This is a genomic window from Candidatus Protochlamydia amoebophila UWE25 (assembly GCF_000011565.2).
In the GTDB taxonomy this organism is placed as follows: Bacteria; Chlamydiota; Chlamydiia; order Chlamydiales; family Parachlamydiaceae; genus Protochlamydia; species Protochlamydia amoebophila.
This window is the reverse complement of sequence record NC_005861.2, coordinates 1,070,206-1,085,413: the sequence shown is the minus strand read 5'-3', so window position 1 is coordinate 1,085,413 and position 15,208 is coordinate 1,070,206. Positions and strand designations below refer to the sequence as shown.

The 15,208-nt window shown below is 34.8% G+C and carries 14 protein-coding genes; 4 read left to right on the top strand and 10 right to left on the bottom strand.

Annotated features, from left to right (window positions below):
- Positions 1 to 77 precede the first annotated feature (77 nt).
- The 4 genes from PC_RS04245 to mgtE all read right to left on the bottom strand — a co-directional run bounded on the left by PC_RS04245 (position 78) and on the right by mgtE (position 5,652).
- Positions 78 to 1,715, bottom strand: coding sequence for a diphosphate--fructose-6-phosphate 1-phosphotransferase (locus PC_RS04245; RefSeq protein WP_044045408.1), 1,638 nt, complete (start codon positions 1,713 to 1,715; stop codon positions 78 to 80).
- 27 nt (positions 1,716 to 1,742) lie between these two features.
- Positions 1,743 to 2,534, bottom strand: coding sequence for an alpha/beta hydrolase family protein (locus PC_RS04240; protein WP_011175429.1), 792 nt, complete (start codon positions 2,532 to 2,534; stop codon positions 1,743 to 1,745).
- Positions 2,535 to 2,629: 95 nt separating this feature from the next.
- On the bottom strand, positions 2,630 to 4,021 hold the full coding sequence (locus tag PC_RS04235; RefSeq protein ID WP_011175428.1) for an L-serine ammonia-lyase: 1,392 nt from the start codon (positions 4,019 to 4,021) through the stop codon (positions 2,630 to 2,632).
- Positions 4,022 to 4,287: 266 nt separating this feature from the next.
- Positions 4,288 to 5,652: a magnesium transporter gene (gene mgtE / locus PC_RS04230; RefSeq protein ID WP_011175427.1), complete on the bottom strand. Its 1,365-nt coding sequence runs from the start codon at positions 5,650 to 5,652 to the stop codon at positions 4,288 to 4,290.
- 135 nt (positions 5,653 to 5,787) lie between these two features.
- Between mgtE and PC_RS04225 the strand changes: the two genes are divergently transcribed.
- A complete protein-coding gene (locus tag PC_RS04225; RefSeq protein ID WP_011175426.1) occupies positions 5,788 to 5,988 on the top strand; it encodes a hypothetical protein in 201 nt (66 codons plus the stop codon).
- 898 nt (positions 5,989 to 6,886) lie between these two features.
- Here PC_RS04225 and PC_RS04215 read toward each other — a convergent pair.
- The 4 genes from PC_RS04215 to PC_RS04200 are packed head-to-tail and all read right to left on the bottom strand — an operon-like array spanning position 6,887 to position 10,674.
- Positions 6,887 to 7,924: a polyamine ABC transporter substrate-binding protein gene (locus tag PC_RS04215; RefSeq protein ID WP_011175424.1), complete on the bottom strand. Its 1,038-nt coding sequence runs from the start codon at positions 7,922 to 7,924 to the stop codon at positions 6,887 to 6,889.
- A 2-nt stretch (positions 7,925 to 7,926) separates the two neighbouring features.
- A complete protein-coding gene (locus tag PC_RS04210; RefSeq protein ID WP_011175423.1) occupies positions 7,927 to 8,694 on the bottom strand; it encodes an ABC transporter permease in 768 nt (255 codons plus the stop codon).
- Positions 8,691 to 9,560, bottom strand: coding sequence for an ABC transporter permease (locus PC_RS04205; protein ID WP_042282148.1), 870 nt, complete (start codon positions 9,558 to 9,560; stop codon positions 8,691 to 8,693). Before PC_RS04205 ends, PC_RS04210 begins: the two co-directional genes overlap by 4 nt.
- A complete protein-coding gene (locus tag PC_RS04200) occupies positions 9,553 to 10,674 on the bottom strand; it encodes an ABC transporter ATP-binding protein (RefSeq protein WP_011175421.1) in 1,122 nt (373 codons plus the stop codon). The genes PC_RS04205 and PC_RS04200 overlap by 8 nt, the downstream gene beginning before the upstream one ends.
- Positions 10,675 to 11,046: 372 nt before the next feature.
- Between PC_RS04200 and PC_RS04195 the strand changes: the two genes are divergently transcribed.
- Positions 11,047 to 11,937, top strand: a complete 891-nt coding sequence (locus tag PC_RS04195; protein ID WP_011175420.1) for a hypothetical protein — start codon at positions 11,047 to 11,049, stop codon at positions 11,935 to 11,937.
- A 14-nt stretch (positions 11,938 to 11,951) separates the two neighbouring features.
- Here the strand turns inward: PC_RS04195 and PC_RS04190 are convergent, their stop codons facing one another.
- Together PC_RS04190 and PC_RS04185 are read right to left on the bottom strand one after the other, a co-directional pair.
- A complete protein-coding gene (locus PC_RS04190) occupies positions 11,952 to 12,911 on the bottom strand; it encodes a hypothetical protein (RefSeq protein ID WP_011175419.1) in 960 nt (319 codons plus the stop codon).
- 471 nt (positions 12,912 to 13,382) lie between these two features.
- Positions 13,383 to 13,772 carry a transposase gene (locus tag PC_RS04185; protein ID WP_011175418.1) on the bottom strand — a complete coding sequence of 130 codons (390 nt, stop codon included), beginning with the start codon at positions 13,770 to 13,772 and terminating at the stop codon, positions 13,383 to 13,385.
- Positions 13,773 to 14,309: 537 nt separating this feature from the next.
- Between PC_RS04185 and PC_RS04180 the strand changes: the two genes are divergently transcribed.
- Together PC_RS04180 and PC_RS04175 are read left to right on the top strand one after the other, a co-directional pair.
- Entirely contained in the window at positions 14,310 to 15,008 is a 699-nt protein-coding gene (locus tag PC_RS04180) for a queuosine precursor transporter (protein WP_011175417.1), read from the top strand.
- Positions 15,005 to 15,190, top strand: coding sequence for a hypothetical protein (locus PC_RS04175; protein ID WP_011175416.1), 186 nt, complete (start codon positions 15,005 to 15,007; stop codon positions 15,188 to 15,190). The genes PC_RS04180 and PC_RS04175 overlap by 4 nt, the downstream gene beginning before the upstream one ends.
- Positions 15,191 to 15,208 lie beyond the last annotated feature (18 nt).

The following is a 15,208-nucleotide window of genomic DNA, read 5'->3' as shown; positions in this document are numbered from 1 at the left end:
CGTTCAAATTTGTTAAACTTCTTTCAAAACTTATTTAATTTCTATATAGCGCTCTAAAAATTCTTTGCCAAACTTTTTTAAAGCAAAAGTGAAAGAGGCTTCACCTCAGTCAGATTTTTAGGTCCTTCAAACTGAATGGGGCCGGGCGAACGATAGTCATCAGTAATTTGCCATTGGTCTCTTACTGAGGCATACTGTTTAAAAAACGGTCCTTGCAAATCGACAAGAAATTTTCGAATCACAGATTTTTGTTTACCTTGTCTTTTTTCTATCTGAAGCATTCGATAAATTGGCACTCCCATAGGGCTCCATCTCTCAATAGGCTCTGATAATTTTTTTAGACAACTCATATAACCCGTAACACCGGATTGAACCAACAAAGTAGCTACAAATCCGAGAGCATAGCAATATTGACAATCAAAGTTGCTTGGTAATCCAGACCGTCCTTCATAACCACAAAATTGAGGTTGAGGGCTAAATGTTCCTTTATAAATGCCTTCTTGCTTAAGTCGTTTTAGCTCTTTTTCTACTAACTTTATTAATAAACGTTCCGTTTCTATTTTCGATACCTGTACATTTCCATGTGAGTCTCTTTCTAACAAAAGTTGATCGCGTACCTCTTTTGGGAGGGCTAAAAATGTTTTTGCTTCGTTTGAAGTAAGCTGAGAAATAATATAATTATCTTTTTCTTCCGTTATTAATAATCCTTCTATTTTTTCTGAGTGAGAAAAAAGTAATTCATTGAGCTTCTGAATCAACGCTCCAATTTCAGAGATAGATTCTATTAAACCTTCCGGTATTAAAATCACTCCGTAGTGAAGATTTTTTTCAGCTCTTTTACAAATCATGGTAGTGATTTGCCCAACAATTTCTTGAAGAGTTTGTTTCTTTTCTGCAACTTCTTCACTAATAAAAACTAAATTAGGGTGTGTCAATAAAGCGCACTCGAGAGCAAGATGAGAAGCAGAGCGGCCCATCAATTTAATAAAATGATAATATTTTTTTGCTGATAAAGCATCTTTCAAAATATTTCCAATACATTCCGCATATATTTTACTAGCAGTATCAAATCCAAATGAAATGTCTATAAATTCATTTTTAAGGTCCCCGTCAATTGTTTTTGGAACTCCAATAACAGAAGTTTTTACGCCAACTTGTTTAAAATATTCTGCTAAAATAGCTGCATTGGTGTTAGAATCGTCTCCTCCAATAATGACTAATCCATCCAGCGCTAAAGTTTGAACAGTTAACATGGCTGCTTCTAATTGAGCGGGAGTTTCGATTTTTGTTCTCCCAGATCCGATCATATCGAATCCTCCTTGATTGCGATAGGAATCGATCACCATTTTTGTTAATTCGATAGAGGTGTTCTTCAATATTCCTAAAGGACCGTCAAGGAAACCCAGTAATATGCTTTCTGGATGGATTTGCTTTAAGGCATCAAATAAACCGGCAATCACATTATGTCCTCCTGGAGCCTGACCTCCAGATAACACGACACCTACTTTTAAAGGTGTGGCTTCTTTTTTGTTGCCGCGGCGAAAAGTAATAATAGGTTGCTGAAATGTTTGTGGAAACTGCTCTTGCAAGGCAGAATCAGAGAGACAAATTGATTTTTCAAAATTTGCTGCAATTACACTTAAATCTTGCAAAAGGAGGGGAAGCTGAGGTTGATACTTTAAACGGTGAATTTGCAACGGGCTAAAAGAAATCATTGCTACCTCAATGCTCATGATCATATTTTACAAAGTTTCTTTAAACCAAGTACAGGTTTCCTGAAGTGCCTTTTCTCGCTCACTTTTATCCGAAAAATCATGATCAGACTGCGGGAGCAAGATAAATTTAGTATTTTCAATGGATTCTCGAGCATTTTTATAAGCTTTTGCATGTTCAATCTTTACAATAAGATCTTTTTCGCCATGAATATGTAAAATAGGAACATTCTTAATATGTGTTAGTTTTTGCTCAATATTCAGCTCAAAAAACTGTTTTAAGAACTCTTTATTGGGAGTAAGTGAAGGCAGATGTTTTAGAATTTCATTTGTAGCTAAAAGAGAAGGATTAGATTGAATTAAGTCCCATAATTTTTTCCATGGTCCGCTCGTGAAAACAGGAGCCCAGAGTGCCAAGCTTTTAATAGAAGGATATTCGCAAGCAGCTAAAACAGCAATTGCCCCACCTAAAGAGCGCCCAAGTATTCCTATACGGTTAAGATCAATTTGAGGATCTTTGGATAAAAAATTTAAACAGGCTAAAGTATCACTTAGTTTACTTTCTAAAGTGAGATCTTCAAACTCCCCTTCACTATCCCCAGCGCCTCGATAGTCGAATCGAAGAACAGCAATTCCTTGCCTCGCTAATTCTTTACCCAAATTAACAAAAATTCGAAATTTACCATTTTTGGTGCCTCCAAATCCAGAACAGATGACAACAGCGGGAACCGGAGTAGTTTTGAGAGGGCGGTGTAAAATAGCGAAAATTTTTTCACCTTGATTAGTAAGGGTAATGGCTTCTCGTTCTTCAACTTTTTGCATGGAATCCTAAAAATATTGAAAAAATTAAAAGGCAATGACAAGACTAAAACAACTAGATTTTTAAACAGCTTTATTTTTGCAGTTATTTCTTTAGCCTAACATTCTGGTACATTAACAGCCAGCCCACCTTGAGATGTTTCTTTATAAATAGACATCATATCATGGCCAGTTTGTTTCATTGTGGCGATTACTTGATCTAAAGTTACTCGGTGCGTACCATCTCCATGTAGTCTAGCTAATCTTTCTGCATTAATCGCTTTAGTAGCCCCCATTGTATTTCTTTCAATACAAGGAATTTGCACTAAACCTTTAATGGGATCACAGGTTAATCCCAAATTATGTTCCATTCCGATTTCTGCTGCATTTTCAATTTGTTCATTGCTTGCACCAAGAGCGGCTGCAAGGCCAGCTGCTGCCATTGAACACGCAACCCCAACTTCTCCCATACACCCCATTTCTGCCGCTGAAATCGAAGCTCCTTCTTTGTATAAAATTCCAATTGCTCCAGCAACTAATAAAAAAGTGATAATTCCTTTAGAATTTGAATTTTTTATAAATTTTTCATAGTAATGAAGCACAGCGGGAATGACTCCGGCTGCTCCGTTCGTTGGAGCTGTGACAACACGCCCTCCTGCTGCATTTTCTTCATTGACAGCCAATGCCCACAGACTGACCCAATCTATAACTTCAGCACGATCTCGCTTTTCTAAAGGTTTTAATTCTTGTTCTTGTAAATATCGATAGATACTTGCTGCGCGTCTTTTAACATTTAGGCCCCCAGGTAATACCCCTTCTTTTTCGCAGCCATGCTTTACACAAGTCTGCATGACATTCCAAATATTGAGAAGTCCTATTTCAATTTCTTCTTCTGTACGCCAAGATTTTTCGTTTTCCCACATCAATTCAGCAATTGAAAAATTATGTTTTTTACAAAGAAGTAATAATTCATCCGCCGTTTTAAAAGGATAAGGTAAATGATGATCATTTTGACAAATTGTTTCATCTTTCATGGCTGCATGATGATCGACAATAAAGCCACCGCCTACTGAATAAAAAACTTCTTGAGATATTTCTCGATGGCAGGTATTAAAGGCTGTAAATCGCATTCCATTGGGATGAAAAGGAAGCTGTTTATCAGAATGGAAAATTAAATCAACTTCTTCTTGAAACTCAATCAATCGAGAATTAAGTAAAGAGATTTTGCAATTTTCCCGAATCCATTTAATGCGTGGCTCTACATCTCTTGGGTCGATTCCTTCCGGAGCATTTCCTTCTACGCCAAGCAAAACAGCAATATCTGTGGAGTGTCCTTTTCCTGTTAAAGCCAATGAGCCATAAAGCTCCATTTTTATTCTGTGGACATCCACTAACATATCGTTTAACTGTAAATTGACCACAAACTGTCGCGCTGCGCGCATGGGTCCAACTGTGTGCGAACTCGAAGGGCCAATACCAATCGAAAATAAATTAAACACACTGACAGCCATAAAAAATCCTTAATTAATGATTTTTTGCCTATTCTTGACAAGAGATCGAATATTTTAGCAAAAAAGTTTCATTACACAAAGAAAAATTATTTGAAGATAAGTCTTTTAATAAAATGAATTAATTTTATTTGTTTAAAATACGGAAAATTTGCTAATTAAACCTTTAAAATAACTTAAAGAATTTAAAAATCATGAGACAGTTACGCCAAATACTCCTTAGCCTGAATAAAAAGTTTTGGCAGAGATAATTAATTATTACGCATTGGCTATAAAAGCGTTCCTTTCAACAGAAAGATAGCAACCATAAAATAAATGATTAGCCCCACAACATCGACCATTGTTGCAATAAAAGGAGCTGAAGAGGTGGCTGGATCAAAACGAAAATAGCGCAAGACTAAAGGAAGCACAGCTCCAGAAAAAGTTCCCCATAAGATCACTCCGATTAAAGAAAAGTAAATAGTAAGAGCAATTAAAAACCAATGATCTCCATAGATATTTGAAAACTGACTCCAAATAATGACTCTTAAAAATCCAATTAACCCTAGAATTAACCCCAAAACAACTCCTGAAGCACATTCTCGCTTAACTATTTTCCACCAATCTTTAAGTTTAACTTCTTCAAGTGCCATCGCACGAATAATTAATGTCGCAGCTTGCGAACCGGCATTTCCTCCGCTGGAAATCACTAAAGGTAAAAATAAAGCTAAAACAACTGCTTGAGCAATTTCTTTCTCGAAATACCCCAGCGCTGTTGCAGTCATCATTTCACCTAAAAATAGAATGACCAACCAGCCAGCTCTTTTTTTAATTAATTCTAGAAAAGGTGCTTGCATATAAGGTTTGTCTAAGGCTTCCATTCCCCCAATTTTTTGAATATCTTCGGTTGCCTCTTCATCTGATAAACGAAGAATGTCATCAATTGTCACAATTCCTAATAAGACTCCTTCATTGTCAATGACAGGTAAAGCTGAGCGATCATGCATACGGAACACATTAATAGCTCTTTCTTCATCTTCTTTAACTGAAAGAGCAATCACATTTCCATTTAAAATACTTTCCACTCGCTTATTCCGCGATATAAAAAGAAGATCTCTTAACTTAATGTCATCAATTAATCTACCTTTGTAATCAATCACATAAATATAATCGATTGTTTCACTGTCATGCCCATATTCTTTAATATGATCTAAAACTTTTTCAATTGTCCAATGCGGTAAAACAGCTAAATAATCCGTTGTCATTAAGCGCCCAATACTCTTTTCTGGATAACCTAACAATTTTAAAGTGAGCAAGCGCTCGCTAATAGGCAATAATTTGACAAATTCATCTACTGTTTCTTTAGGTAAAACTTCTAGAAAAGCTGTTCGGTCATCAGGTGCAAAAGATTTGAGAAGCTTGGCTGCTTGATAGGAAGGCAATGCATGTAAAAGAAAGTTCTGTGTTTCCTGAGAAAGATAATCAAAACATTCGAATGTTAAATTTTCAGGAAGCTCTTTGAACATACGTAATTGAAATTTTTGAGGCTGATTATTCAAAAATTCGGCAATTTCATACCCTGTTAAGGCTTTTAAAGCCTTTCTGAGACGTTTTGTATTTCCTGAGCGAATCAATTCATTCATCAAGTCTTGCATATTTTTTGTCTCACATCATTTTTTTTAAAACTTAAAAAAACAGTTTCTAAATAAATTTTATAAAAAAACAATTTTTTGTTGTAAAAAAAGTTTATTCTGTGTATAGTGTTGGTCTCAATAACCAAAGGGATCTAAATGAAGGGAAAACTTTTCTTTATGTTTCTAACTCTCTTTACAGAGTGCATTGCTTATTCATGTGACTATCAACGTCTATACACATTAAGCAGAGTCGTGGAAGAAGAAGACGAGAATGATGAAGAAGAAACTTATGAAGCCCTAACTGAAAAACAGATTCAACAAAACCCTAATCCTCCTTATAAAAAGTCGACAGCCTAACCTATTTAAATTAAGCAATAGCTGATCACCAAAAAAACGACTTATCAATTGGTCAATTTATACCATATTCATTCTATTAAATGTGTGGTTCAGATTTAAAATTAACCTTTATAATCCAAAATAAACTTTTTAATTTTTCTTTAATTTTTTCTGGTTTTAACATTTTTCGTTAAAACTTATGAATTACATACCCATTTCCAAAAAGGCTTGTACATAAATAATTCGTGAGTTATCGCTTTGAGAAAAGCTCTAGCCAGCTAGTGACAATAACTCAATTGAGCAGACATTGCTTTTGTTTAAATTTCGAAGTAATTAGTTACAAACTAAGAAAAAATAATGAAAAATTTAATGTTTTTTTTACTTTTAACCGGATCCTTTTGTGTGAATGCAACCGAATGCATGACAAATGATTTCTTAAATCTTTTAAAAAACCAATTTCCGAGTTCTAATGCGCAAGATTCTGATTGTCTATTTAGATGCAATAAATGCCATCCTAAAGGATCGACAGTAAAATAAAAAACTTTAGCCGGTGGGATTTAACATCAGCTAGACTTCAAAGGATATTATTTTTTTAGTCTTTTGAATTTTTATTAATACTTTTCATCCACAAATATAATGGCCTCAAATTTAAATACATTATTCGTTAAGTAGGATGAATTGACGCGCAAACTGTTCGGTCTATTTATGAGCAATTAAGCAAGTTTTATGAGCAAGATAGAATAAATAAAATAGCAAGTGAGGATGAACAGGCTATAGCTGCTTATTATTCTCAATTCAAAATCAATGACAAGATCATTTGGAGCCCAGCTTATATCGCAACGTTAACTTTCTTGAGCTAACAACAACCTTTTGACGACAGGTAAGAATCAGCTGTCAATAAAGATTTTGAAAGCGAGCATTAACTCGCCTTTACTTTATCCCAAGCTTTGTTGTAAAGAATACCCTTTTCACCCAGATATTTAATCAACTCAGCTTTATCTAAAACCTCTTTCGGCATAAATAGAACAGTATTATTTTTTAATTCACTGGATAAATACTCATAAGCAGCTAGATTTGGACTTAAAAAGAGAGAATGCTCGATGTTTTCAGCAGCTACTTTACCATCTAAAAGGAAATTAATAAATGCATGAGCCAATTCTTTTTGAATAGCTTCTTTAGGAATCACCATAAAATCCATAGAAAAACTAATGCCTTCTTTTGGATAGAAAAAATTCACATTTTTGTTTTCTTTCATAACTTGCAATGCATCCCCATTATAACCATTGACAATGAGATACTCAGCACTAGAAATCCCCGCTTTATATTGTTCGCTTTCAAATTTGGCTAAATTAGTTTTCCAATCGATGAGCACTTGCGCTGCTTGATCGATTTGTTGCAATTGAGTTGTATTGGCACTATAGCCTAAAAATTTCAAGGCAGCGCCTAAAGTCTCCCGCACGTCGTTAAGCATCGTCATGCGACCTTTATAATTCGATTTGCCAAATACCCCCCAAGAAACTTCTAAATTTTCAACTTTATCTTGACGATAAACGATTCCAGCACTGGAAACCATATAAGGAACACCTAAATTGAGCAATGAGCGATCGACTTTGTTAGTATACGCAGGATCTAAATTTTTAAGATTGGGAATTAATTCTTTATTTAAAGGCTCGAGCATATTTTGTTGATTCATGATTTGCATGAAATAGTTGCTTGGAAAAATGATATCATAACCACCGGCTCCTAACTTTACCTTAGCATACATCGATTCATTAGAATCAAAGGTATCAATAATAACACGACAATGGTGACTTTCCTGAAATTTTTCTATGATTTCAGGTTTGATGTAATCACTCCAAATCATGATGTGCAGCTCTGGAACAAGCGTATTTTGGCATGCCGTAAAAATACTAAGGCTAGCGAACAGGGAAAGTAATAAGAGAAAGTATTTTTTCATGCTCAATCCTCTTTAGATAAACGTTGTGTAAAAAATATAAATACAAATGTCACGCCCAAAATCAGAACAGAAAGCGCATTCACTATAGGTGTCGATCCAAACTTAATCATATTGTAAACATAAACAGGCAACGTCAAAACCCCTTGCCCCGCAACAAAAAAAGTAATGACAAAATCGTCAATAGAAAGAATAAAAGCTAAAAGAGCTCCAGTCATTAATCCTGGTGCTAATAAAGGAAGTAAAATCTTTTTGATTAAGGTCCAGGTATTTGCTCCTAAATCTTGTGCGGCTTCTATCAAAGTAAAATCAAAATTCTGCAGTTTTGAAAGCATAACCATTGTAACATAACTCATGCAAAATGTGGTGTGTGCAATAAAGACCGTAAAAAGGCCCAATTTTACATTTACAGTGACAAAAAATAGAAGAAGACTAATTCCTGTTAGAATATCAGGAATAAGTAGCGGGGTATAAATGAGTCCGTAATGAAAATTTTGTAATTTGGATTTATAAAGGTGTAAAGCAAAAGCTGCACACGTTCCTAAAAAAGTCGACACAATTGTCGCAGACACACCTACGATTAAAGAATTACGCAAAGCATACCACATTTTATGCTCATTCCAAAGCCGATCATACCATTTATAAGTAAAACCAACCCATTGTCCACCAAATCGTGAATCATTAAAAGAATTAATGATTAAGACGAGAATGGGAACGTATAAAAAAATGAGAACAAAAACTGTGATCCAAAAACTTAATGGACTTTTTTTCATTCTCTGTTCCTCACTTCTACTTCAATTTTTTTTTGCCGAGTAGAAATAAAAACATAGGCTAAAAGTGGTAAAAAGATAACTAAAGACAAAAGAGCAGAAAGAGCGCTTGCTTGGGGTAAATGACGATCAACAAAGACTCTTTGAGCGATTTTATTCCCAATCATTTCACTGCTAAATCCTCCTACAAGATCCGGAATTACATATGCACCAACGGCAGAAATGAAAACCATCATTGTTCCTGTTAAAATTCCTTTAGCTATTCCAGGAATAAACACTTTAAAAAATGCTTGGTTTTTTGTGGCTCCTAAATCCATAGCAGCTTCAAATAGCTGAAAATTGAATTTGGAAGCTGCTGCATAAATAGGAAAAACGGCAAAAGGTAAATAAGTGTAAACCATAACTAAAATGACTGAACCTAGATTATAAAGGAGAGATGTATCAGCATCTATCAGGTGAATAGAAACAAGAAAATTTTTAATATACCCTTCGGGATGTAAAAGCATTTTCCAAGCAAAAATCCGAATGAGAAAACTACTCCAAAAAGGAAGAACTAACATGAGCATGAGCAAACGTCTAGCTCGTTTTGAAATCAATGTCATCTGGTAGCCAACTGGCAACGCTAAAAGCAAACAAAATAGCGTCGTCGCTATTCCCAAAAAAATCGTTCGGAATAGTAAAACGTAATAATTAGGATTGATTAAATCTTTAATTGCTTCTAAAGACCACCCCTCGCCAACTCCTCCATAAATATTATTTGGCTTTAAAGCATAAGCATAAATGATACAGGTTGGTATCAAAAAAAATACTAAGAGCCAAATAAAAGAAGGTAGGGTTAAAACCCACTCATTTTTAGTTTTGCTATTCATTGTTATTCTCGAGCTTTTGGCATCGCTCCAAGATAAATCCATCATCTGAATGCCACCAAATCCACACTACATCTTTCCATTTAATGGGGGCTTCATCGAGAAGGAAACGACTGTGTTGTTGATTGACAGAAATTTTTCGATCTCCGACTTGAATACCAAAATGAGTATGATCCCCTTTGTAAATGACATCATCGACAATCCCCTGAAAAACATTTTGGAGAGGATGGGCCTGAATTTGTTCGCGAGAGATATGAATTTTTTCTGGCCTTACACTAAGATGAACAGCATCTCCTTTCGATAGTTGTTTATCATTAAAACAATAAATTTGAGGAAATCCTTCTACATCAACAAGACTGTATTCCTTTTGAGCCGTCTCTTTTACCCAACCATCAAAAAAATTGGTGTCACCAATAAAATCTGCCACAAAACTACTTTTGGGCATTTCATAAATTTCTATAGGATTTCCAATTTGCTCTAAACTCCCTTTATGTAAAACAGCAATGCGATCACTAACAGCCATAGCCTCGCTTTGATCATGAGTAACAAAAATAAATGTGATTCCCACTTCATCATGAATACGATCTAAATCTAAGAGCATTTTTTGGCGTAATTTTAAATCCAATGCCGCTAAGGGTTCATCTAGTAATAAAATGCGAGGATGGTTGACTAAAGCTCTTGCAATAGCTACACGTTGCTTTTGCCCCCCGCTAATTTGATCAGGCTTTTTATGTCCGTGTTCTTTCATCTGAATTAAACCCAGCATCTGCTCGACTTCTCGTTTGATTTCTGTTTCAGAACGCTGAGCGATGCGAAGGCCAAAAGCGATATTTTCCCAAATCGTTAAATGAGGAAATAAAGCATAGTTTTGAAAAACGGTGTTGATAGGTCGTTTATTCGCAGGGAGTTTAGTGATGTCTTGCCCGTCAAGTAAAATCCTTCCTTGATCAGGTTTTTCAAATCCTGCCAAAATCCTTAATAGTGTTGTTTTTCCACATCCACTAGGGCCTAGAAGAGAAAAAAACTCTCCTTTATTAATAGCAAATGACACATCATTCAGGGCTATACTATCTGCAAATTTTTTTGAAACATGTTCAAAAACGATGCCTTCTACCATCAATACCTCTTTTCAAGCTAACGATTATTTTAATTTATAAACTTTTTCGCATGATTAAAAGCCTAATAAAAACTTCTAAGCATAACTCGATTTTTCTAATTAGGCAATACTTTAGCAACACTCGTAGCTGTTAGCTAAAAACACCTCTCCAATTAGAAATTCATAATCTTTTTAAGAATAGATCATTAAATAAAATGAATCGCTAAACTTTTAATTACGTTTTTTCTCGTTCATCATTACATTTTTAACATTAAAAATAATGTGTTTTTTAAGGAGTAGGCTTTTGAATTTTTTTTATTTTCAATACTCTTTCTTGCTCCATATCATCAACTTTAATATAATGTTGGCAATTTCTAAAAAAGATATTATCTTATGAAAAAAGTTTGTTGCGTTTTTTTTATTTTTTCTCTTTTATTTTTCTCTTCAGCATGGTCTGAACTATTAAGTTTTGATTTAAAGCTCACTAACGGTTATCGGTCCGATTCTCTGAATACGCAGCGTAAATTCTTGAAAGCATACGAGCCCTCGTTTTCAAATGATCAACTTAAACTACGATCTATCTCTCTTTATCAAGTCGGTTTCAAAGCTAATCTTTGTCTACTGAGTTTATTCGTCCATTTAGATGCCGATTATGCTTGGGCAGGATCAGGAGGATGGAAAGAAATCCAACATCTCTATTCCCAACAACATGCTCGTTTCGAATCTAGCAAACTCAAAGGAATGACTAAGGATGCTATATTGGGAGTAGGATATCAATTTAACTTGATTCCTTTTTACCGTTTAATCACTTTAAGACCTATGCTTGGATGGTCTTATCATGAACAGCACTTTAAGACATCACATATAAAAGCAAGAATTAATGATGTGTCAAAAACTGCAAATTTAGGCTATTCCAATCATTGGGAAGGACCTTGGGCCGGGATTAACCTAAAAGGTTTTTTGGATGAATTTTCTATCGACCTAGGTTATGAATATCATTGGGGGAACTGGCAATCTAAAAAAAATATACACGGCTTACAAGCGTTAAAAGATCAATTAGCTCGTAAAGGTTGGTCAAAGCACACGCACGGACAAGTTTTTTATATCGATGCAACATGGCACTTTAATTTATGTTGGTATATCGGACTTGGTTTGAAACTTCAGGAATGGAAGGTTGCGCAAGAGAAGCTAAAATCTCCCAATGAAAGTGTTTTGAATGAAAAATCTCATCACACAGCATGGCGATCTTTTGCTGCAACAATAGATATTGGATTTGGGATTTAAATAATCAATCCAACTTATTTCTGCTGACTGGCTGCATTCATCAATTCAGAAAAAGCCTGTTTCATCGAGCGATTTTTGTCTTTTGGATTAATCAATAGTTTAAAGACATAAGAAACTCTCCAAATATTTTCATGAGCAGGAAGTTTAGATTGTTCAATCGCATGAACAATATCTCCCTCAAAAATGACTAAACGCATATGCTTAGCATCAGCACAAAATGATTGTTTATCATTTTTATCAAAAAAAACTGTCCCTAAACCGTATTCTGAAGCAAAAGCCTCCGATGTGGAATAAAGCATAGCCGAAACTAACCAAGGCTTGCCTTCGGATCCATTGAAAAAAATATTAAAATGAAATTTAGGAGTCTCTGAATACAAAATGGGTATTCCAAAAGCAATGCCTTGCTCTGTATCATAATCTTGATGTTTCCCCATCTCCATACTTTCTAACGTTTTACTTTCAACTCGATTACTAGCTACAGCTGGTACGCAGAGGTCTGCCTCATACATTTCCCAAGGGAGGGTAGAAATATCGGCATGTAAACGATCCGCCAACCAATTTAACAATTTAAAAAGTTCTTGAATGGCAGGTCCAGGATTTAAAAAGAAATTCCATTTTTCTTCCGGATCCATCGCACGATCAGGTGTCTCCCCTTTTGATCGACTATTTTGATCGGCAAAAATCTTCGTCTTAAAATGTGCTTGCTTTGAAAAATTTCGTAAACTTTCCCCTTCCTCCTCGGTAAAATAGCGATCAATCAGATAGATATCTTTTTCATTAATTAATTCATGACTGATTAGACTTTGTTTTAATCGAATGGGAGGAGATTTGAAATCAATGGATACAAAATGAAAAACCGTTGGATTGGTTTTTTCTGTTTGATAATGATAACTGATAATAGAAGCGTTTTCTTTTCTTAATTGAGGAGTTTCTAATTTGTGAAGAAGTTGAATCTGCTCTTTATTATCATCCATTTGTTTTCCTCGGTGAAATTTAAGCTGTCTTCTAAAATCTCGTAATTTTGACCATAATCTCGAATTTCACCCTTGTCAATAGTTAATCAGGTATTCAAATCTATGCCTGGGATAAACGCCTAATTTCAAGATAAAAAAAGATAACAGAAGGTGTTTAATTTCATTTCTTTCTTTAACGATTCTTATTTTTGTATCTCACTCTGCGTGAAAACGTGAAAACAAATAAGCATTTTATGAAACCGTTTTTACGGTTAATGAAAAATAAGCAGGACCTAATCTGAAAAAATCTTAGCTAATTCAACGCCAGTTTAACGTAAGAAACCCTCAAAAATATTCTAGGAGCTTAACAGCTTCGATTTCTGTATTTGAAAAGAACAGTCGAGGCTTGGATGGATTCAAACAATAACTAGCAAGACCTGCCATTAGATTGCTAAGAAACTTCCATCGACTTCGGCGCCGATGATGTTTTATCTAACGGCTACTTTTCAACAGATGATTCACACTTTCAATCATAGCCCTCTTTTTTAGCATGAGTTTATCCACTAACGGGATCAATTTATTTTTCATCTTCTTCTTTACTTTTGTGAAAAGATGAATTCCCTTTTGCATGAGAGTATGAGTCAGTTTTTCTGAAATATCTCCTCTATCTGCGAATGCTTTTCCTTTCATCCCTTCTACCATTTCTGGAACGGGTTTGCGATCATCAATATTGCCAGTTGTCAACTTAAATGCGACAATTTCTGCATGATGATTAATCACGAGATGGAGCTTAAACCCAAAGCACCAGCCGACGGTTGTTTTTCCCCTCTTAGCGTGGCTCTTTAAAGACACGATGGGAAGAGGCACGTTTGACGCGGGCAAACCGTTAATCCTGTAGAGTCTATCAATAAAATCCCTTCACAGATCCCTTAGTGTTCTTAGGTAAAGCAAAACATAGGAAAAAATGCTTCAGATGAGGAACTGATGTTCCCTGAATACATGGCCAAGCATAGCCATGGAAAAGATAATAAAGATGATGACAAAGAAGAAGTATTTGATCTTTCATAAAAGATTAGAACTATACAATTTTCTTATTAATCTTTTTTTAAAGTTAATGTTCATTTGGTGATGGGATTGGGTTTACAACGCTATGTTAGCCCAGGTGGTTTAACCATTGATAAAAATTAAAGGGGCCTGGTTTTTCCCACTTATATTGGCTTTAAACTGAAAGAAGGCATTGGGATAGTTTTACTTGCCAACAAAAGTCAAAGGCAAATTACTCCATTAGATCGCTTATTACTCAAGCAATTCGTTTTTGTTCACAAAAGTTGACTCTGTTCCCCCCTAATTTCTTTAAATGACTTAAAAAGTCTAAACTTTTAAGATGAATGAATAAATAATCAACGAACTAAAAGTTTAATGCGCTATCAAAGCCCCCTCACTTCTTTTGACTACTATTCCCCCATTTGTGCCGTTTTTTGCTTGGTCACTGTATTATCCAATATTCTTTCCGCAAAAATGGTTTTTCTGCCTCTCTTTCAGTTAAATATCCCGGCAGGATTATTGACCTATCCTTTGACTTTTCTATTGAGCGATTTGATTACAGAGCTGCTTGGCGCTAAAAAAGCAAAAGAGATGATTTATACTGGATTGGGAATAAATATTCTAAGTTTTGGCTTAATCGAAGTAGTGCTTTTATTACCCACTTCTATTGGAAATGACCAAGGAGCTTTTAAAGAAATCCTTGGATTAAGTGGTCTGAGAATTTTTTCTTCTTTAACAGCCTACCTAATCGCTCAAATTATCGGAATTCAAGTTTATGCTTTAATAAAAAAATTCACAGGTTCTCGTTTTCTTTGGCTACGCAGTAATGGAGCGGCTTGCATTTCTCAGTTGCTTGACTCAATTGTCATTGATATGCTTTATTTTTATTGGGGTCTAGGCATGCCAATATCCTATATTTTACCAATTATTTTCTTTTCATTTGCTTATAAAACTTTTTTTAATTTTTCGACAACACCTGTTTTTTATTTTATTGTTTATCTTTTCAAAACAGTTTGGCAGGGAGAAAATTTAAAAAGAAATAAAAAAGAATATCTCATTAAGGACACATCATGAAACAAATCACACCATTTAAGATTTTTTTAACTTTTTTTATCAGTTTTTTAGTTTATTTCATTATTTCCTATCAGCAAGCTGCTGAAAAAGAATCTCAATTTCAAGCAACGCAGGAAAGACTTGATAAGCTCGAACAACAAATGCAACAACTAAAAGAAGAAATACAATTGTTAAACAAATAAAAAAAATAAGTTTCATAA